The following is a 17,986-nucleotide window of genomic DNA, read 5'->3' on the forward strand; positions in this document are numbered from 1 at the left end:
TCACTTGATCCGCTCGAGCACCGAGACGTAGTTGGCCACCGCCGCCCCGCCCATGTTGAAGATGCCGCCGAGACGGGCGTCCCCGACCTGAATGCCCTCCGGCGCCTCGCCGACGAGCTGCATGGCGCTGAGCACGTGCATGGAGACGCCGGTCGCGCCGATCGGGTGGCCCTTGGCCTTGAGGCCGCCGGAGACGTTGACCGGCAGCTTGCCGTCCTTCTGGGTCCAGCCTTCCTTGATCGCGCGCGCGCCGTCGCCTTCCCTGGTCAGGCCCATCGCCTCGTATTCGAGCAGTTCGGCGATGGTGAAGCAGTCATGCGTCTCCACGAAGGAGAGATCGTCGAGCGCCACGCCGGCCTGGCCGAGCGCCTGCTTCCAGGCCAGCGCGCAGCCGTCGAACTTCAGGATGTCGCGCTTCGACATCGGCAGGAAATCCTGGACATGGGCCATGCCGCGGAAGCCGACGGCCCGGCGCATGCCGAGCGCCGTCTCGTCGTCGGCGAGCACCAGCGCCGCCGCCCCGTCCGAGACGAGCGAGCAGTCCGTGCGCTTCAGCGGCCCGGCGACGAAAGGGTTCTTCTCGCTCTCGTTGCGGCAGAAGGCGAAGCCCAGATCCTTGCGCATCTGGGCATAGGGATTCTCGACGCCGTTCTTGTGGTTCTTGGCCGCGATCATCGCGAGCGCGTCGGACTGGTCGCCATGGCGCTGGAAATAGGAAGCGGCGATGTTGCCGAAGACACCGGCGAAACCGCCCGTGGTTTCGCCGTCCTCGGCGAGATAGGAGGCTTTCAGCAGGAACTTGCCGATGTCGGCGGACGGCGTCCTGGTCATCTGCTCGACGCCGACGACGAGCACGATCTTGGCGGCGCCGGCCTTGATCGCGCGCGCGCCCTGATGCACGGCCGCCGAGCCGGTCGCGCAGGCATTCTCGACCCGCGTCGTCGGCTTGAAACGCAAGGCCGGATCGGCCTGCAGCACCAGCGAGGCGGTGAAGTCCTGGGCGGAGAAGCCGGCGTTGTAGTGCCCCAGCACGATCTCGTCGACCTGATCGGCGGCGATCCCGGCATCGACCAGCGCATCGGTCGCGACCCGTACGATCAGGCTCTCGATGGTCTCGGCGTCGTGCTTGCCGAACGGCGTATGGGCCCAGCCGACGATTGCGGCGCACATGGCGTTTCTCTCCTGATAATCAGCTTTTCAGTCTAATTGCGCCGCGAAAGTCCTGCCCGCAAGCGGGCACAAGCGCATTTCCGGCGTGCGTGGAAAGAGGGACCACGATGCGGAACGGATCGCGCTCAAACCGACAGCAGCAGCACCAGTCCCACCCCGACCACGATCATCGCCATGCCGGCGAGTTCGCGCGCGTTCGTCCCTTCGGCGAAGACCCGCCGCGAGGCGATCTGCGCCAGCGGCACTTCGAGCAGGCCGAGCGTGCGGACATTGGCGGCGCTCGTCAGCGAGAAACCGATGAACCAGAATTGCGAGGCCGCCGCGCCGAGGAAGCCGGCCGTCAGCGAGCGCCGCCAGATCCGGAGCGAGCGCACCAGCGCGCCGCGATCGGCGATCGTCATGTAGGCCACGAGTACGATCGTGCTGAAGGCCAGCCCCCAGGCCAGCGTCGTGGTGGCGCGGAGCAAGAAATTCCCGTCCGGCAGCGCCAGGATCGCGGCCCGGAAGCCGAGCGCGGACAGCGCGAAACTGGCGCCGGCCGCGATGCCGAGCACAGCCGGCCGAAGCCCCGCCGCGCTCAGCTTCTCGCCCGGCTTCCACGACATCGTCACGACGCCCGCCGTGGCCAGCGCGATCGCGGCGAACTTCCAGAGCGTCACCGCGTCGCCGAGCAGGAGCGCGCCGAAGACCGCGACCTGCACCGGCTCGGTCTTGGTGTAGGCGGTTGTGACGGCGAAGGAGCGCTCGCGCATCGCCGCCAGCATCAGCCCGGTCGCGGCGATCTGGGTCAGCGAGCCCCAGAGCGCGAACAGCAGGAAGCGCGCGTCGGTCGAAGGCGGCATCCGCCCGCTCGCGAGGCAGACACCCGCAAGGAAAACGAGCGCGAAGGGCAAGCCGTAGAGGAAGCGCACCTGAGTCGCGCCGACGACGCCGATCGCCTCGGTCAGCGAGCGCTGCGTCAGGTTGCGCGCGGTCTGCAGCAGCGAGGCCGCGATCGTCGCCGGAATCCAGAGGAGGATGAGGTTCACTGAGGCGTGTCTTCTGGCGCAGTCCGCACCGGCGCAGGTCCCGGTTGACACGCCTTGTGAACCGGCTTTGGCGGCTAGGCAAATCGCTCCGCTGGGGGTAGGTATGCGTCGGTGAGCCGGCGCCTCGGCGTCAGCCGTCTCGAAAATGCCGCACGCGTCGCGTTGAAGCCTCCAGCCTCAACCCTCGTCCAGACAGGTTCAAGACCAGCCGATGATCGCTTTCCGCTTCGCCGCCGCCGTCTGGCTCGGTCTCGCATTCGCCGTGCCGGCCAGCGCCGGCACCAGTCTCGTGATCGACGCCGCGAGCGGCGAGGTTCTCTCGAGCGAGAACCCGAGCCAGGCCTGGTATCCGGCCTCGACCACCAAGATGATGACCGCCTATCTCGCGCTGAAGGCGGTCCGCGAGCGCCGCATCGGGCTCGAGACGGCGATCCCGGCCTCGAAGCTCGCCGCCGGTCAGCCGCGCGTGAAGGTCTATATCCGCGCCGGCCAGGAGGTGACGCTCGACAACGCGCTGCGCATCATGATGGTCAAGTCGGCCAACGACATTTCCTATGTCATCGCCGAGGGCGTGGGCGGCGACGTTCCGACCTTCGTCTCGATGATGAACGCCGAGGCGCAGCGGCTCGGCATGCGCGACACGAATTTCGTCAATCCCAATGGCTGGCACCATCCCGACCAGCAGACCAGCGCGCGCGATCTCGCCATCCTGGCCATGGCGCTGATGCGCGAGTTTCCGGACTATTCGGACTACTGGAACACGGCCGCCGTCCAGCTCGGCAGGCAGGTGCTCAACAACACCAACGGCCTCGTCGGACGCTATTACGGCGTCAGTGGCATGAAGACCGGCTTCGTCTGCGCGTCGGGCTTCAATGTGGTGGCGACCGCGACGCGCGGCGGACGCACCCTGATCGCCGTCGTGCTCGGCGCGCTTTCGGCCTCGGAGCGCACCATCAAGGCGGCGCAACTGCTCGATGACGGCTTCGGCAAATGGGGCGGCTTCGGCTACACCGCCGCGACGCTTCCCTCCGGCAATGGCGGCCGCGCCCAGAGCGTCTGCGACGACGTCCGCCGCAAGGGCGGCGAGGGCGCGCTCGCCGACGATGCCGAGTTCGCCGGCCCGATCGGCGCCCAGCCCGTGCTCGGGCTCGGCGGCAATGGCGAGGGCACGTCCGACCGCTTCCCGATCTTCACAGCCCAACCCTCCGCCTCCAGCAGCTTATTGTCGCGCGCGCCCTCGGGCCGCATCGTGCTCGGACCGCGCGCCCAGGCGATGCCGGTCGAGGTCTCCTTCGGCCGCACGCCCGGTTCGGCGACCGCGCCGCTGGCCGCCAATGTCACCGGGCGCCCCGACAGCATGATCGCGCGCGGCGCGGCGCCGCCGACGATCACGCCCGGCGCGCCGGCCACGGCCAGCCTGCTCGGCACGGCCTCGGCCCGCACCGCCTCGGGCAATGGCGGCATTCCCGGCACGACCTCGGCCTTCGCGCCGGCGACGGAGGAGGTCACGCCCCAGTCCGGTCCCTTGCGCCTGCAGGGTGCGATCCAGCCCGGCGCGGCGACTGCGGCGAGCCTGCGTCCCGGTGCGGCGGCCGGCATCAAGGCGAAGCCCGCGCCGGCCCGACCGCTGCTGCTGGCCAAGCCCAAGGGCAAGGCGGACGGCAAGGCCGAGCCCGCCAAGGCCGCGGCCGCGCCGCAGGCCAAGGTCAAGACGAAGCCCAAGACGAAGCCCGACGCCTGAGCATGAGCGCGTGATTGCCGGACGCAGCGCCGCTGCGACGCAGCAGGGCCTGTTGCTGGCGCTCGGCTCGGCCGCCGCGTTCGGGACCAACATCGTCAGCGCCCGGATCGCAGGGCAGGCCGGCCTTTCGGGACCGCTGCTGGTGTTCTACCGCGTCTTCATCATGCTGGCGCTGGTGCTCGCCGCCATGGCGATCTGGCGCGCCTCGCTCAAGGTTCCGCCGCAAGAGCGCCGGGCGCTGGCCCTGTTCGGCCTGATGAGCGCGCTGGTCGGCTGCGCCTATCTCTCCTCGGTCGCGTTCCTGCCGATCACGGTCGCGGTCGTGGTGTTCTACACCTTCCCGATCCTGATCGTGCTGGCAGAACCGCTCGTCACCCCGGCGCGCTTCAGCCCGGACCGGCTCGGCGTCGCGCTCGTCGCCTTCGCCGGCGTCGCCATGGTCGTCGGACCGAATTTCCACGGCCTCGATCCGCGCGGTCTGGCGCTCGCCATCGCCGCGAGCGTTTTCGCCGCGACGCAGTTCTTCGCGGCTTCCGCCAGCGCGACGACGGGTCTCGCGCCGAAGCTGTTCTGGTCGCATCTGCTGATCTTGCCGGTGACGCTGGCGATCCTGGCGCTCACGGGCGATTTCAGACCGCCCGGCAGTCTGGCGCTGGCCCCGCTCGCGGTCGCGGTGACGATCGGCGGCTATATCGTCGGCTTCCTGCTGCAGGTGCTGGCGCTGGCCCGCGTCGCGCCGGGCCCCGCCGGACTGGCCTTCTGCGCCGAGCCGGTCTTCGCCGTCGCTATCGCGGCCTTCGTGCTCGGCGAGCGGGTCGGCCTGATGCAATATGCCGGCGGCGGCCTTGTCGTGGCGGCGATCATAGCCAATGTAATACTGGAACAAAAATTCCGCCGGCCGGCAGCGGCCTGACGCCCGGGGACCACCCCGCAATGCCAGATTCCAGCCAGGACGCAAGGCGTCCCGCGCCCGTTCCCCTGACCCTGCTGACCGGCTTCCTCGGCGCTGGCAAGACGACGCTGCTCAACCGCCTGCTGAAAGACACGGCGCTCTCCGAGACCGTCGTCATCGTCAACGAATTCGGCGAGATCGGCCTCGACCACCTGATGATCGAGGGCGTCGAGGAGAGCATGATCCTGCTCGCCTCGGGCTGCCTGTGCTGCACCATCCGCGACGATCTGATCGTGACCCTGGAGGATCTGCTGCGCCGGCACGACAATGGCCGGATCACGCCGTTCAGGCGCGTCGTCATCGAGACGACGGGGCTGGCCGACCCCGCGCCGATCCTCAACGTCCTGATCAACCACCCCTATCTCGCCATGCGCTTCAGGCTCGACGGCGTCGTCACGCTGGTCGACGCGGTCAATGGCATGGCGACCATCGACGAGCACGAGGAAGCCCGCAAGCAGGTGATCGCGGCCGACCGCATCGTCCTGACCAAGACGGAGCTGGCGACGGATGCGGAGACGGTCGACGCGTTGCGCCAGCGGCTCGCGGCGCTCAATCCCGGCGTCTCGCTGCGCAAGCCGGACGCTCCGGCGAAAGACCTGATCGGCGCAGGGCTCTACGACCTCGCCGGGAGGCCGGCCGAGCTGACGCATTGGCTTGCCACCGAGGCCGTCGCCGCGCCGCACGCGGATCGTCACCACGACGACCATCATGGCCATGATCACGTCCACGGCCACGCCCGTCGTCATGACGTGAATCGTCATGACGGGGCGATCCGCGCCTTCACGCTGACGGCCGAGCAGCCGATCGCACGGGCGACCTTCGATCTGTTCTGGACCCTGCTGCGCTCGACCCATGGCTCGAAGCTGCTGCGCCTCAAGGGACTCGTCGGCCTGCGCGAGCATCCGGGGCGGCCCCTGCTGGTCCATGCCGTGCAGCAGATCCTGCATCCGCCGGTCCTGCTCGAGAGCTGGCCCGATGCCGACCGGCGCTCGCGGCTCGTGCTGTTCGTCAGGGACATCGAGCCGGCCGGGGTCGAGCGGCTCTGGGCCGCCTTTCTCGGCCAGACGGAGAGGCAGACCGCCCCGGCCTGATCCGGCCCGCTGGCCCCGATTTTGAAACCTGTCCCGCCACGAGTTCTCCCGGACGCGCCGGCTTGCCATTTTGGCACAGGCCCGCGCCGGGACGACGCAGCGGACCGCAGGCAGGGCCAGATGAATTTAATCGTCGCCGTCAAGGGCTCTTCTTCGGGAGCCGGTCCGTTCACCGCGCCGCAGTCGGGGCGCCGCCGGCCGGACACTCCGATCAGGATCGAGATCAGGCCGCTCCACGCCTGCGCCGGCATCCGCGACGCCTGGGCCGACCTCGCCGGCCGCGCCGTCGAATCCAACCTCTTCTTCGAACCTGCTTTCGCGCTCGCCGCCGCGCAGCACATCGTCGCCTTTCGGGACGCGGTCGCGATCCTGGCCTGGCAGGGCGAGGCGGACGAGCCGCAGCGCCGGCTGATCGGGCTGATCCCGTGCTTTCCGCGCAACCGCCTGTTCGTGCCCGACGAACTGATCGGCTTCTCCGACCGGCGCATCCTCGACGGAGCGCCTTTGCTCGATCGCATGCAGGCCCAGGCCGCGATCGAGGCCGTGCTCAGCCTGCGCGATGGCTGGCGGCTCGATGGCCATGGCCTCGTCCTGCGCCAGGTCGCTCTCGAAGGCCCGCTGACCACCGCGATCCTGCGCGCCGCCGAACGGCTCGGTCTCACCGCGACGCTGCGGCCGATGCGACAGGCCGGGCGCCCGCGGCTTGCGCTGGCCGGCCGCGAGGAGGCCCGCGCGCTGACCGATGGGCTCGCCCGGCAGGGCAAGCTCACCCTGATCGAGAGCGGCGCGCGCATAGCGCTACGCGACGCCGTCGAGGTGCTGCTGGCGATGGAGGCCTCCGGCGCGCGCGCCCGCGCCGGCACGGCGATGCTGCAGGACACCCGCGAGGCCGGCTTCATCCGCGCCATGACGCGCGGCCTCGCCCGCATCCGGCAATGCCGCGTGGCGCTGCTGATGCTCGGCGAAAGGCCGATCGCCGGCGCGATCCTGCTCGGCCGCGGCCGGACGCGCTGGCTTTTCGCCTCGGCTCAGGACGATGCCTATGGGCCGTTCGAGCCGGAACTGGTGCTGCTGGCGCTGCTCGACGAAGCCTCGCCCGGCCGCGCGATCCTGCTGCCCGGCGGCGCGCCGGCGTTCGGCTCGGGGCCCGCCAGACAGGGCGAGTTCCGCCTGACGCCGCATGCCGCGATGAAGCCGCGCGATCTGGCGGTGCGCGCCCGCGACGTGCTGCGGCGCTCGCTGCTTAGGCTTCCGCGCGCAGGAGCCGCCTGACGATCTTGCCGGTCGTGGTCAGCGGCAGCTGGTCGCGAAAGGCGATCTCGCGCGGATATTCATGCGCCGAGAGCCGCTTTCGGACGAAGGCCTGAAGCTCGGCCGCCAGCGCGTCGGACGGCGCACGGCCCGCCTTCAGCACGACGAAGGCCTTGACGATCTCCGTCCGAAGCGCATCCGGCTTGCCGACCACGGCGGCGAGCGACACCGCCTCGTGCTTCAGCAGGCAATCCTCGATCTCGCCCGGCCCGATGCGATAGCCCGACGAGGTGATGACGTCGTCGTCGCGGCCGATGAAGCGGACATAGCCGTCCTGGTCCTGCACGCCCTGGTCGCCGGTCGTCATCCAGTCGCCGACGAACTTGTCCGCGGTCGCCTTCGGGTTGTTCCAGTAGCCGAGGAACATCACCGGGTCCGGCCTTCGCACCGCGATCTGGCCATCCTCCCCGGCGTTACACACTGAGCCGTCCGGCCGGATGATCGCGACCTCGTGGCCCGGCACCGCCTTGCCGATGGAGCCCGGCCGGCTGACGCCGATCGCGGCGCAGGAGGCGAGCACGAGGTTGCACTCGGTCTGGCCATAGGCCTCGTTGATGGTGAGCCCCAGCGCCTCGCGGCCCCAATGCAGCGTCTCTGCGCCGAGCGCCTCGCCGGCGGCGGCGAGCGTGCGCAGGTCGAACTCGAAACGCTCGCGCGGCCTGTCGACGCCGCGCAGCATCCGAAGCGCGGTCGGCGGCACGAAGGCGTTGCGGATGCCCTGTTCCGCCATCAGCCGGAAGGCCTCCTCGGGCTCGAAGCGCGTCACCGGCCGCGCCACGACTGGCACCCCGAAATGCAGGCTCGGCAGCAGCATGTTGAGCAAACCGCCGGCCCAGGCCCAGTCCGCCGGCGTCCAGGCGATGTCGCCGGCCTGCGGAAAGAACTCGTGCGGCATCCGCACGCCCGGCAGATGGCCCGGCAGGACGCGGTGGCCGTGCAGCGCGCCCTTCGGGTTCCCGGTCGTGCCGGAGGTGTAGATCATCAGCGCCGGGTCGTCCGGGCCTGTGTCGACTGCGGTGAAGTCCGGGCTTGCCTGGGAGAGCAGGCTCTCCCAGCCGAGCGCCGCGCCCTGCGCCCCATCCGTCGAGATCGTCAGCGCCAGCTCCGGCAGCGGCTCGGCGATCTGCCCGACCTTGGCGAGCCCGGCGGCGTCGGTGACCAATACCTTCACGCCGGCGTCCGACAGCCGATAGGCCAGCGCATCGACGCCGAACAGCGCCGCCAGCGGCACGGCGATGGCGCCGAGCCTGTAAGCGGCGAGATGGGCGGTCAGCACCGCCCTGCCCTGCGGCAGCAGGATCGCGATCCGGTCGCCGCGCGCGACGCCGCGAGACCTCAGCGCATTGGCCAGCCGGTTCGACTGCTCGCGCAGACGGCCGAAGGAGACGGGGGTTGCCCGCCAGTCCTGGCTGACCTCGATGATCGCGGTCCGGTCTGGCTCGACCGCCGCCCAGCGGTCGCAGATGTCGACGGCGATGTTGTAGCGCGCGGGGATGGCCCAGCGGAAGGCGGCGCGAAGCGCGTCATGGTCGCGGAGGTCGGGAAGCTGCAACGGTCAGAAGTCCGGCGGAAAAGCCGCGGCACGATAGGCAGGAGGCCCCGGCCTGTCACCTTGGCCTTAAGTCATGCCGCACTCACGCATTGCCCATCTGCGAGCGCTTGGCCCAGCCGGTCATCCGGTTCTCGACGATGTCGACGATCGCGACCAGGAACACGCCGAGGATGGCGAGCACGATCAGCGCGGCGAAGATCAGCGGCACGTTGAAATCGGCCGAGGCGCGGGTGATCAGGTTGCCGAGGCCCATGTTCGAGGCGTTCTGCTCGCCGATCACCGATCCGACATAGGCCAGCGTGATCGAGACCTTCAGCGCGCCGAACAGATAGGGCAGCGAGCGCGGGATGCCGACCTTGGTCATGATGTCGAGCCGGCTCGCGCCGAGCGCCTTCATCACGTCCTCGGTCTCGGGTTCGATGGTGGCGAGGCCCGTCGCGACATTGACCACGATCGGGAAGAACGAGATCACGAAGGCGGTCAGCACCGGGGGCAGCCAGCCGACGCCGAACCAGATCACCAGGATCGGCACGACCGCGACCTTCGGGATCGAGTTGAAGCCGACCAGAAGCGGATTGAGGCCGGCATAGATCAGCTTCGACGAGCCGACGAGCAGGCCGAGCGCCAGTCCGAACACGATCGATAGCCCGAAGCCGAAACTGGTCATCCAGAGCGTGTGGAAGGCGTTGGTGTAGAGCGGCTTCTGGTACTGCATCAGCGCGGCCCAGATCGCGGTCGGCGGCGGCAGGATGAAGCCGGAGATCTTGAAGACCCGGCAGGCCAGCTCCCAGAGCAGGAAGAAGGCGAGTGTGAACAGATAGGGCGCGAGCTTGAGCCAGGTCGAACGCGTCATGCCGCCTGCCTCGCCGCGCTGATATGGCCGCGCAGCTCGTGCACGATGCCTGCGAATTCCGGCGTGTAGGTGATCTCCAGATCGCGCGGGCGCGCGAACGTGACCTCGCGCTCGGCGATGATGCGGCCCGGCCTTGCCGACATGCAGAACACCCGGTCGGCCAGGAACACGGCCTCGCGCAGGTCGTGCGTCACCAGGATCACGGTGACGCCGCGCTGCGCATGCAGGTCGCGGATCACGCACCAGAGCTCCTCGCGGGTGAAGGCGTCGAGCGCGCCGAAGGGCTCGTCCAGCATCAGCAGCTTCGGCTCGTGGATCAGCGAGCGGCACAGCGAGGCGCGCTGCTGCATGCCGCCCGAGAGCTGCCATGGAAACTTCGAGCCCATGCCCTCGAGGCCGACCGTCTCCAGGAGCCTCTCGGCGCGGGCGACGTATTCGGCCTTGTTGGCGCGCAGGCGCGAGCGGTGCGGCTGGACGATCTCCAGCGGCAGGAGGAGGTTCTCCAGCGTCGTCCGCCAGGGCAGCATCACCGGGTTCTGGAAAGCCATGCCGGTGATCTTGATCGGCTCGACGACTTGTCTGCCGTCGACGATCACGGTTCCGGATTTCGGCCGCTGCAGCCCGGTCGCGAGCTTCATCATCGTCGACTTGCCGCAGCCGGACGGACCGACGATGGCCGCGAACTCGCCCTCCGCGACCTTCAGCGACAGCCCCTCGACGGCGGGCGGCCCAGCGCCGCCGCCATAGACATGGGTGACATCGTGAAGTTCGACGAAGGCGGTCAAGCGGCTCTCTCTTCTCGCATCCAGCGCCGTCATCCCGGACGCGGCGAAGCGGAGATCCGGGATGACGTCGGATCAAATCCTCAAGCTCAGAACACCCGCTCGGCCGAGGCCGGCAGGAAGGTGTCGACGAAGGCATCGCCAGCCTTCGCCTTGTCCTTGAAGGTGAAGGTCAGCGCGATCTGGTCGAGCGCGCGGGCCCAGCGCGCCTTGTCGATGCCGCCGAAGCCGTTGGCCTTGACCCAGGGCGTCATCACGTTCTGGTCGAGCGTCATCTTCAGACGCTCCTCCTCGACCTCCACCTTGGCGACGTCGTTGCGCTTGATCACGAGCTGCGCGCCCAAGGCCGGGTTGGCGACCGCCTCCTTGACGCTTCTGGTGATCGCCCGCAGCAGGCCGCGCACGGCTTCCGGCTTCTCGGCGGCGAATTTCGGCGAGACCATGATGACGTTGCCGTAGAGCTCGACGCCGTAATCGGACATCAGCATGGTGACGATGTCGTCGACCGGCACGCCGCGCGATTTCAGGTTGATGTAGGAGGAGTTGGCGAAGCCGAACACTGCGTCGACCTCTCCCGAGGCCAGCATCGGCTCGCGCACCGGAAAGCCGACATTCTCCAGCTTCATCTTGCTGTCGTCGAGCTTGTTGACCGCCTTGAAGATCGGCCATTGCGCGAAGGCCGCGTCCGCCGCCGGGGCGCCGAACTTCTTGCCTTCGAGGCTCCTCACATCGGCCGTGACGCCGCGGCTCTTGCGGCCCACGATGGCGAAGGGCGGCTTGTCGTAGACCATCATAACGGCCTTGAGGTCGACCGAGGGGTTCTCATCGCGGAAGCGGATCAGCGAGTTCACGTCGCCGAAGCCGACATCGTAGGTGCCGGACGCGACGCGCGGGATCGCCTCGCGCGAGCCGTTGCCGGTGTCGATCGTGACGTCGAGTCCCTCGGCTTTGAAGAAGCCCTTCTCCTGCGCCATCAGAAAGAGCGCGGCGGGGCCCTCGAAGCGCCAGTCCAGCGTGAAGCGAACGGCGGTCTGGGCGCTGGCGCCGTGCAGGCCGGCAAGGGAGGCGGACAGGGCGAGCGCGCCGGCGGTCGCCAGGCGAACGAGCTTCCGCCGCGACAGCGAACCGGCGGCTGAATGCAGAACCTTGAACATCGTGAACTCCGGGCGGGGCGGACAGAGCCGCCATTCGAGGACGGATACAGCAAGCGGCATGCCGGACGAGAACCGTTTCAAACTGGCGGATAGCGCCGGCAGGTCAAGCGCTAAGCGTCCTGTCGGCAGGCATCCTGCACCAAAAAAAGGCATCTGCGTCCACAGCACGCGGCGACCTCACAACGGCAGCGCGCCATCGGTCTTTACCTCCTCCATCACCGCATAGGTGCGCGTCTCGCGCACCGCCGGCAGCGCGAGCAGCACCTCTCCGAGAAAGCGGCGATAGGCGTTCATGTCGGCGACGCGGGTCTTGACCAGATAATCGAAGCCGCCCGCCACCATATGGCATTCCAGCACCTCCGGGGCGCGCTTCACCGCGGCCGCGAACCGCTCGAAGGCGTCGGGCGTCGTCTTGTCGAGATAGACCTCGACGAAGACGAGCAGGTTGAGACCGAGCTTCAGCGGATCGAGCGTGGCGCGGTAGCCGGTGACGAAACCCTCGCGCGTCAGCCGCTTCAGCCGCTCGCCGACGGCCGTGGGCGACAGGCCGACCTTGTCGGCGAGTTCGACGCCGGCGATCCGCCCCTCGGATTGCAGGAGGGAGAGGATGCGACGGTCGATGCGGTCGAGCATGGGATTATTCTCTGCTGAAGCGAGAATTTACGATACATTATGCGGCATATCTTACAGAATATCCAATTGATATGCGGCCAAAGAAGCCTGATGCTTCAGATCATCCCACCGCTGCTCATCCGGAGCCCGTCATGGCCGCCCCCGCCCCTCGCCTCGTCGAGACCAGGTCCGTTGCGTCTTTCCGCGCGCCTTATGCGGAAGATGACGGCGCGATCGCGGCCCGGCTGCTCGCCGGCGCGAAGCGCGAGCCGGCCACAAAGGCCCGCATCGACGCCCGCGCGACCTTGCTGATAGAGGCGATCCGCACCCGCAAGGTCGGCCTCGGCGGCATCGAGGAACTGCTGCGCGAATACTCGCTCTCGACCAAGGAGGGGCTGGCGCTGATGGTGCTGGCCGAGGCGCTGCTGCGCGTGCCGGACGCCGCCACCGCCGACCGGCTGATCGAGGACAAGCTCGGCCAGGGCGATTTCGCCCATCACGAGTCGAAATCCGACGCTTTCCTGGTCTCGGCCTCGGCCTGGGCGCTCGGCATCACCGCCCGCGTGATCCAGCCGGGCGAAACCCCGACCAGCATCATCGGCGGCCTCGCCAAGCGCCTCGGCATGCCGACAGTGCGCAGCGCGACGCGGCAGGCGATGCGCGTGATGGGCAATCATTTCGTGCTCGGCCAGACGATCCAGGAAGCGCTGAAGCGCGCCGCCTCCGGCGCCGGCAAGCTCTACCGCTACTCCTTCGACATGCTCGGCGAGGGCGCGCGCACGCAAGCCGACGCCGATCGTTACCTCGCCTCCTATGCCGCCGCGATCGACGCCATCGGCGCCTCCGCCGGCAACGCGCCGCTGCCGAACCGGCCGGGCATCTCGGTCAAGCTCTCGGCGCTGCACCCGCGCTACGAGGCGACCAACCGCGAGCGCGTGCTGACCGAACTGACGCCGAAGGTGATCGCGCTGGCGCGGCAGGCGAAGAAGTACGACCTCAACTTCACCGTCGACGCCGAGGAGGCCGACCGGCTCGAGCTCTCGCTCGACGTCGTCGCCGCCGTGATGGCCGACGACACGCTCGCGGGCTGGGACGGATTCGGCCTCGCCATCCAGGCCTATCAGAAGCGGGCTTCGGCGGTGATCGACCGGATCGCGGCCCTGGCCGAGTTCCATGACCGCCGCCTGATGGTCCGGCTCGTCAAGGGCGCCTATTGGGACACCGAACTGAAGCGCGCCCAGGAGCGCGGCCTGCCAGACTATCCGGTCTTCACCCGCAAGGCGATGACCGACCTGAACTACGAGGCCTGCGCCGCGCAACTTCTGGCGCTGCGGCCCCGCATCATTCCCCAGTTCGCCACGCACAACGCGCTGACCGTCGCCACCGTCGCCGAAATGGCCGGCGATCATCAGGCCGCCCAAGCGGACGGCCGTCTAGCCGGAGGCTTGAACTTCGAGTTCCAGCGCCTGCACGGCATGGGCGAGGCGCTTTATGAGCGGCTGCTGCGCGAAAACGAGGGCTATGCCTGCCGGACCTACGCGCCCGTGGGCGGGCATCAGGACCTGCTCGCCTATCTCGTCCGCCGCTTGCTGGAGAACGGCGCGAACTCCTCCTTCGTCAGCGTCTCGGGCGATCCTGACGTGCCCGTGGCGGAACTGCTGGTGCCGCCGGCCGACAGCATCGGCCAGGCGAGCGCGGCCAGGCACCGCCGCATCCCGCTGCCGGCCGATCTCTTCGGCCCGTCGCGCAAGAACTCGGCCGGCGTCGAGTTCGGCCATGCCGAGAGCCTCGGGGCGCTGCTGGCCGAGGTCTCTGCCGCGGCCGCGAAGCCCTTTCCCGAGGCCAGCGCCATCATCGACGGCAAGCCGGCTGGCGGCGCGAAACGGCCGGTGCCGTCCCCGATCGACGGCAAGCCGATCGGCACGGTCGCCGAGGCCGACGCGACGCTCGCCGACCGCGCCATGAAGGCGGCGAAGGCCGGTTTTCCGGCCTGGAACGCAACGCCCGCCCGGACGCGCGCCGCGACGCTTCGCAAGGCCGCGGATCTGATGGAAGCGCGGCGCGGCCTGCTGCTGGCGCTGCTGCAGGCCGAGGCCGGCAAGACGCTCGACGACGCCATCGCCGAACTGCGCGAGGCGGTCGATTTCTGCCGCTACTACGCCGCCGAGGCCGAGGCGAAGTTCGCCCTGCCGACCGCCCTGCCCGGCCCGACGGGCGAGGAGAACCATCTCGTCCTGCGCGGACGCGGCCCGTTCCTGTGCATCGCGCCGTGGAATTTTCCGCTCGCGATCTTCGCCGGCCAGATCGCGGCGGCGCTCGTCGCCGGCAACAGCGTCGTCGCCAAGCCCGCGCCGCAGACGCCGCTGATCGCGGCCGTGACCATCCGCCTGCTGCACGAGGCCGGCGTGCCGGTTTCCGCGCTGCATCTGACGCCCGGCGATGGCGCGCTCGGCGCGGCGCTGGTCGCCCATCCTGCCGTGGCCGGCGTCGCCTTCACCGGCTCGACCGCCACGGCGCGCGCCATCAACCGGGCGCTCGCCGCCAAGGACGGCCCGATCGTGCCGCTGATCGCCGAGACCGGCGGCCTCAACGCCATGATCGTCGACGCCACCGCCCTGCCCGAACAGGTCGCCGACGACGTCGTGATGTCGGCCTTCCGCTCGGCCGGGCAGCGCTGCTCGGCGCTGCGCCTGCTCGTGGTGCAGGACGACGTCGCCGACAGGATGATCGAGATGATCGAGGGCGCGGCCCGCGAACTCACCATCGGCGACCCGCGCAGGATCCAGACCCATATCGGCCCGGTGATCGACGCCGCCGCCAGGGAGCGTCTCGACGGCCACGTCGCGGCGATGCGCAAGCTCGGCCGTCTGAGCTTCGCCGGCGAGGCCCCGGCGCTGGGCGGCACCTATGTCGCCCCGCACATCGTCTCGCTGAAGAGCATCGGCGAACTCAGTCAGGAGCATTTCGGCCCGATCCTGCATGTCGTGCGCTGGAAATCGGGCCAACTCGACAAGGTCATCGAAGCGATCGAGGCGACCGGCTACGGGCTGACGCTCGGCGTGCATTCGCGCATCGAGACCACGGTCGAGGAGGTCACCAAGCGGCTCTCGACCGGCAACATCTACGTCAACCGCAACATCATCGGCGCGGTCGTCGGCGTGCAGCCCTTCGGCGGCCATGGCCTCTCCGGCACCGGCCCGAAGGCCGGCGGACCGCACTACCTGATGCGCTTCGCGACCGAACAGACCGTGACGGTGAACACGGCCGCCGCCGGCGGCAACGCCAGCCTGATCGCGATGGGGGAGTGAGGCGAGATTGCGGGCTCTTTTGAGTGGAGCAGGACCATCCACCTCGTCGCCTTCGACCACTGCGTCATCCACGTCTCGGACTGGGAGCGCTCCAACGCCTTCCAGCGCGACGTCATCGGCGCGCAGGTGATCGCGAACGGCAACGGCTTCGTCTACCGCATCGGCAAGGCGCAACTGAACTGCCACGGGCCGAACCTGCAACCCGATCCGAAGGCCTGCATCCCGGTGCCGCCCGGTGGCAGCGATCTCTGCTTCACCTGGCCCGGCCCGATCGGCGGCGCGATCGCGCATCTGGCAAAAGTCGGCGTCGCGATCGAAACTCGGGCCGATCCAGCGCGTCGGCGTCGGCGGCACTGGCGCGAGCGTCTATTCCCGCGATCCCGAAGGCTCGCTGATGGAGTTCATCAGCTATGCGTGAAAAAAGGACCGCTTGCGCGGCCCCTGAACGATCAGACTTGTAAACTGCTCACGCAGCCTTGCGCTCGGCGAAGACGCCCTTGAACTCGCGCAGCTGCACCAGAACCTCATGCAGGCGCTTCTTCTCGTCCTCGTCCTGCGAGCCCGCGAGCTTCGTCTCGGCGGTCAGGATCTCGGCGTCGAGCACGGCGTTGTCGACATCCTCGATGAAATGCGCCTGCTCGGCCAGGATCGTCGTCGAGGCCTGGTTGATCTCGGCCAGCCCGCCATTGACGAAGAATTCCTTGCCGTGGCCGGCGTCGGTCTTGGCCAGCACGATGCCGGCCTTGAGCACCGCCACGACCGGGGCATGGCCGGCCAGCACCGTCATCTCGCCCTCGACGGACGGGACGATGACGCTTTCGACGTCGCCCGAGAACAGGATGCGCTCGGGCGAGACGAGTTCGAACTTGAAGGTGGCCATCGGGTCTCTTTCCGCCGGTTACAGTCGGATCAGGCCGCTTCCGCCGCCAGGCGCTGGGCCTTCTCGACGGCTTCCTCGATCGAGCCGACCATGTAGAAGGCCGCCTCCGGCAGGTGGTCGTACTTGCCCTCGACCAGCCCCTTGAAGCCCTTGATCGTGTCCTCCAGCGCGACGAGCTTGCCCGGCGAGCCGGTGAAGACCTCGGCGACGAAGAAGGGCTGCGACAGGAAGCGCTCGATCTTGCGGGCGCGCGCCACCGTCAGCTTGTCCTCTTCGGAAAGCTCGTCCATGCCCAGGATCGCGATGATGTCCTGCAGCGCCTTGTAGCGCTGGAGCACCTGCTGGACCTGCCGGGCGATGGCGTAGTGCTCCTCGCCGACGATGTCGGCCGAGAGCATGCGCGAGGTCGAGTCGAGCGGGTCGACCGCCGGATAGATGCCCTTCTCCGCGATCGAGCGCGACAGCACGGTCGTGGCGTCGAGATGGGCGAAGGAGGTCGCCGGCGCCGGGTCGGTCAGGTCGTCGGCGGGCACGTAGATCGCCTGCACCGAGGTGATCGAGCCCTTGTTGGTGGTGGTGATGCGCTCCTGCAGGTTGCCCATGTCGGTCGCCAGCGTCGGCTGGTAGCCCACCGCCGAGGGGATGCGGCCGAGCAGCGCCGACACCTCGGAGCCCGCCTGCGTGAAGCGGAAGATGTTGTCGACGAAGAACAGCACGTCCTGGCCCTTGTCGCGGAAGTCCTCGGCGACGGTGAGGCCAGACAGCGCGACGCGCATGCGCGCGCCCGGGGGCTCGTTCATCTGGCCGTAGACCAGGGCGCATTTCGAGCCCTCGCCGCCGCCCTTCTTGTTCACGCCGGACTCGATCATCTCGTGATAGAGGTCGTTGCCCTCGCGGGTGCGCTCGCCGACGCCGGCGAACACCGAATAGCCGCCATGCGCCTTCGCGACGTTGTTGATCAGCTCCATGATCAGCACGGTCTTGCCGACGCCGGCGCCGCCGAACAGGCCGATCTTGCCGCCCTTGGCGTAGGGCGCGAGCAGGTCGACGACCTTGATGCCGGTGACCAGGATCTGCGCCTCGGTCGCCTGATCGGCATAGGTCGGGGCCGGCTGGTGGATGCCGCGGGTGTTGGTGGTCAGGATCGGGCCGGCCTCGTCGACCGGCTCGCCGATGACGTTCATGATGCGGCCGAGGCATTCGTCGCCTACGGGCACTGCGATCGGCGCGCCGGTGTCGGTGACGGACTGGCCGCGCACCAGGCCCTCGGTGGAATCCATCGCGATGGTGCGGACCGTGTTCTCGCCGAGATGCTGGGCGACTTCGAGAACCAGCCGGTTGCCGAGATTGGTCGTCTCCAGCGCGTTCAGGATCTCCGGCAGGACGCCGTCGAACTGCACGTCGACGACTGCGCCGATGACCTGGGCGACCTTGCCGGTCCCGGTGTTGGCGGGCTTGTCGGTGGCGGACTTCTTCGTAGCGGCTTTGGCCATGGTTCCAAACCTCGGGTTCAGCGTGTCGTTTGGCCGAAAGATCCGGCCGAAGTAATGGC

Annotated in this window: 14 protein-coding genes and 1 pseudogene; 6 read left to right on the forward strand and 9 right to left on the reverse strand. The window is 68.9% G+C overall.

Going from position 1 to position 17,986, the window contains the following annotated elements; translation table 11 throughout:
• Both AC1RRW_RS02360 and AC1RRW_RS02365 read right to left on the reverse strand, forming a co-directional pair.
• Positions 1-1,170 (reverse strand): acetyl-CoA acetyltransferase, encoded by a 1,170-nt coding sequence (locus AC1RRW_RS02360; protein ID WP_492898809.1) that lies wholly within the window; start codon positions 1,168-1,170, stop codon positions 1-3.
• Between the two features lie 125 nt (positions 1,171-1,295).
• Positions 1,296-2,198 (reverse strand): DMT family transporter, encoded by a 903-nt coding sequence (locus AC1RRW_RS02365; RefSeq protein ID WP_492898811.1) that lies wholly within the window; start codon positions 2,196-2,198, stop codon positions 1,296-1,298.
• Between the two features lie 211 nt (positions 2,199-2,409).
• Between AC1RRW_RS02365 and AC1RRW_RS02370 the strand changes: the two genes are divergently transcribed.
• From AC1RRW_RS02370 to AC1RRW_RS02385, 4 genes are all read left to right on the forward strand, one after another.
• The gene (locus AC1RRW_RS02370) at positions 2,410-3,939 is read left to right on the forward strand and encodes a D-alanyl-D-alanine carboxypeptidase family protein (protein WP_492898813.1); all 1,530 of its coding nucleotides are present in this window, start codon (positions 2,410-2,412) and stop codon (positions 3,937-3,939) included.
• Positions 3,940-3,949: 10 nt separating this feature from the next.
• Entirely contained in the window at positions 3,950-4,852 is a 903-nt protein-coding gene (locus AC1RRW_RS02375) for an EamA family transporter (protein WP_492898815.1), read from the forward strand.
• A 20-nt stretch (positions 4,853-4,872) separates the two neighbouring features.
• Positions 4,873-5,982, forward strand: coding sequence for a CobW family GTP-binding protein (locus tag AC1RRW_RS02380; RefSeq protein WP_492898817.1), 1,110 nt, complete (start codon positions 4,873-4,875; stop codon positions 5,980-5,982).
• Between the two features lie 120 nt (positions 5,983-6,102).
• Positions 6,103-7,254 (forward strand): GNAT family N-acetyltransferase, encoded by a 1,152-nt coding sequence (locus tag AC1RRW_RS02385; RefSeq protein ID WP_492898819.1) that lies wholly within the window; start codon positions 6,103-6,105, stop codon positions 7,252-7,254.
• On the opposite strand, the gene AC1RRW_RS02390 is transcribed toward AC1RRW_RS02385, so the two are convergent.
• The 5 genes from AC1RRW_RS02390 to AC1RRW_RS02410 form a co-directional block, all read right to left on the reverse strand.
• Positions 7,226-8,845, reverse strand: coding sequence for an AMP-binding protein (locus tag AC1RRW_RS02390; RefSeq protein ID WP_492898821.1), 1,620 nt, complete (start codon positions 8,843-8,845; stop codon positions 7,226-7,228). The two genes, AC1RRW_RS02385 and AC1RRW_RS02390, sit on opposite strands and share 29 nt — an antisense overlap.
• Positions 8,846-8,927: 82 nt before the next feature.
• On the reverse strand, positions 8,928-9,698 hold the full coding sequence (locus AC1RRW_RS02395) for an ABC transporter permease (protein ID WP_492898823.1): 771 nt from the start codon (positions 9,696-9,698) through the stop codon (positions 8,928-8,930).
• Positions 9,695-10,483, reverse strand: a complete 789-nt coding sequence (locus AC1RRW_RS02400; protein ID WP_492898825.1) for an ABC transporter ATP-binding protein — start codon at positions 10,481-10,483, stop codon at positions 9,695-9,697. Before AC1RRW_RS02400 ends, AC1RRW_RS02395 begins: the two co-directional genes overlap by 4 nt.
• Positions 10,484-10,569: 86 nt before the next feature.
• Positions 10,570-11,634, reverse strand: coding sequence for an ABC transporter substrate-binding protein (locus tag AC1RRW_RS02405; protein WP_492898827.1), 1,065 nt, complete (start codon positions 11,632-11,634; stop codon positions 10,570-10,572).
• A gap of 177 nt (positions 11,635-11,811) precedes the next feature.
• On the reverse strand, positions 11,812-12,267 hold the full coding sequence (locus tag AC1RRW_RS02410) for an Lrp/AsnC ligand binding domain-containing protein (RefSeq protein WP_492898829.1): 456 nt from the start codon (positions 12,265-12,267) through the stop codon (positions 11,812-11,814).
• A gap of 131 nt (positions 12,268-12,398) precedes the next feature.
• On the opposite strand from AC1RRW_RS02410, the gene putA reads away from it, so the two are divergent.
• Together putA and AC1RRW_RS02420 are read left to right on the forward strand one after the other, a co-directional pair.
• On the forward strand, positions 12,399-15,554 hold the full coding sequence (gene putA / locus AC1RRW_RS02415; RefSeq protein WP_492898831.1) for a bifunctional proline dehydrogenase/L-glutamate gamma-semialdehyde dehydrogenase PutA: 3,156 nt from the start codon (positions 12,399-12,401) through the stop codon (positions 15,552-15,554).
• A gap of 6 nt (positions 15,555-15,560) precedes the next feature.
• Positions 15,561-15,972 (forward strand): annotated as a pseudogene (locus AC1RRW_RS02420) (VOC family protein).
• Between the two features lie 48 nt (positions 15,973-16,020).
• Here the strand turns inward: AC1RRW_RS02420 and AC1RRW_RS02425 are convergent.
• Positions 16,021-16,434 (reverse strand): F0F1 ATP synthase subunit epsilon, encoded by a 414-nt coding sequence (locus tag AC1RRW_RS02425; protein WP_492898833.1) that lies wholly within the window; start codon positions 16,432-16,434, stop codon positions 16,021-16,023.
• Positions 16,435-16,463: 29 nt separating this feature from the next.
• Positions 16,464-17,927 (reverse strand): F0F1 ATP synthase subunit beta, encoded by a 1,464-nt coding sequence (gene atpD, locus AC1RRW_RS02430; protein ID WP_492898835.1) that lies wholly within the window; start codon positions 17,925-17,927, stop codon positions 16,464-16,466.
• Positions 17,928-17,986: the final 59 nt, after the last annotated feature.

Source organism: Allobosea sp. GW821-FHT12C12 (assembly GCF_058807355.1).

What these genes read in the sequence shown, in the direction of transcription:
- AC1RRW_RS02360 (WP_492898809.1), bottom strand. Translation starts at nt 1,170, where the DNA reads ATGTGCGCCGCAATCGTCGGCTGGGCCCATACGCCGTTCGGCAAGCAC.
- AC1RRW_RS02370 (WP_492898813.1), top strand. Translation starts at nt 2,410, where the DNA reads ATGATCGCTTTCCGCTTCGCCGCCGCCGTCTGGCTCGGTCTCGCATTC.
- AC1RRW_RS02380 (WP_492898817.1), top strand. Translation starts at nt 4,873, where the DNA reads ATGCCAGATTCCAGCCAGGACGCAAGGCGTCCCGCGCCCGTTCCCCTG.
- AC1RRW_RS02385 (WP_492898819.1), top strand. Translation starts at nt 6,103, where the DNA reads ATGAATTTAATCGTCGCCGTCAAGGGCTCTTCTTCGGGAGCCGGTCCG.
- AC1RRW_RS02395 (WP_492898823.1), bottom strand. Translation starts at nt 9,698, where the DNA reads ATGACGCGTTCGACCTGGCTCAAGCTCGCGCCCTATCTGTTCACACTC.
- AC1RRW_RS02405 (WP_492898827.1), bottom strand. Translation starts at nt 11,634, where the DNA reads ATGTTCAAGGTTCTGCATTCAGCCGCCGGTTCGCTGTCGCGGCGGAAG.
- AC1RRW_RS02410 (WP_492898829.1), bottom strand. Translation starts at nt 12,267, where the DNA reads ATGCTCGACCGCATCGACCGTCGCATCCTCTCCCTCCTGCAATCCGAG.
- putA (WP_492898831.1), top strand. Translation starts at nt 12,399, where the DNA reads ATGGCCGCCCCCGCCCCTCGCCTCGTCGAGACCAGGTCCGTTGCGTCT.
- AC1RRW_RS02425 (WP_492898833.1), bottom strand. Translation starts at nt 16,434, where the DNA reads ATGGCCACCTTCAAGTTCGAACTCGTCTCGCCCGAGCGCATCCTGTTC.
- atpD (WP_492898835.1), bottom strand. Translation starts at nt 17,927, where the DNA reads ATGGCCAAAGCCGCTACGAAGAAGTCCGCCACCGACAAGCCCGCCAAC.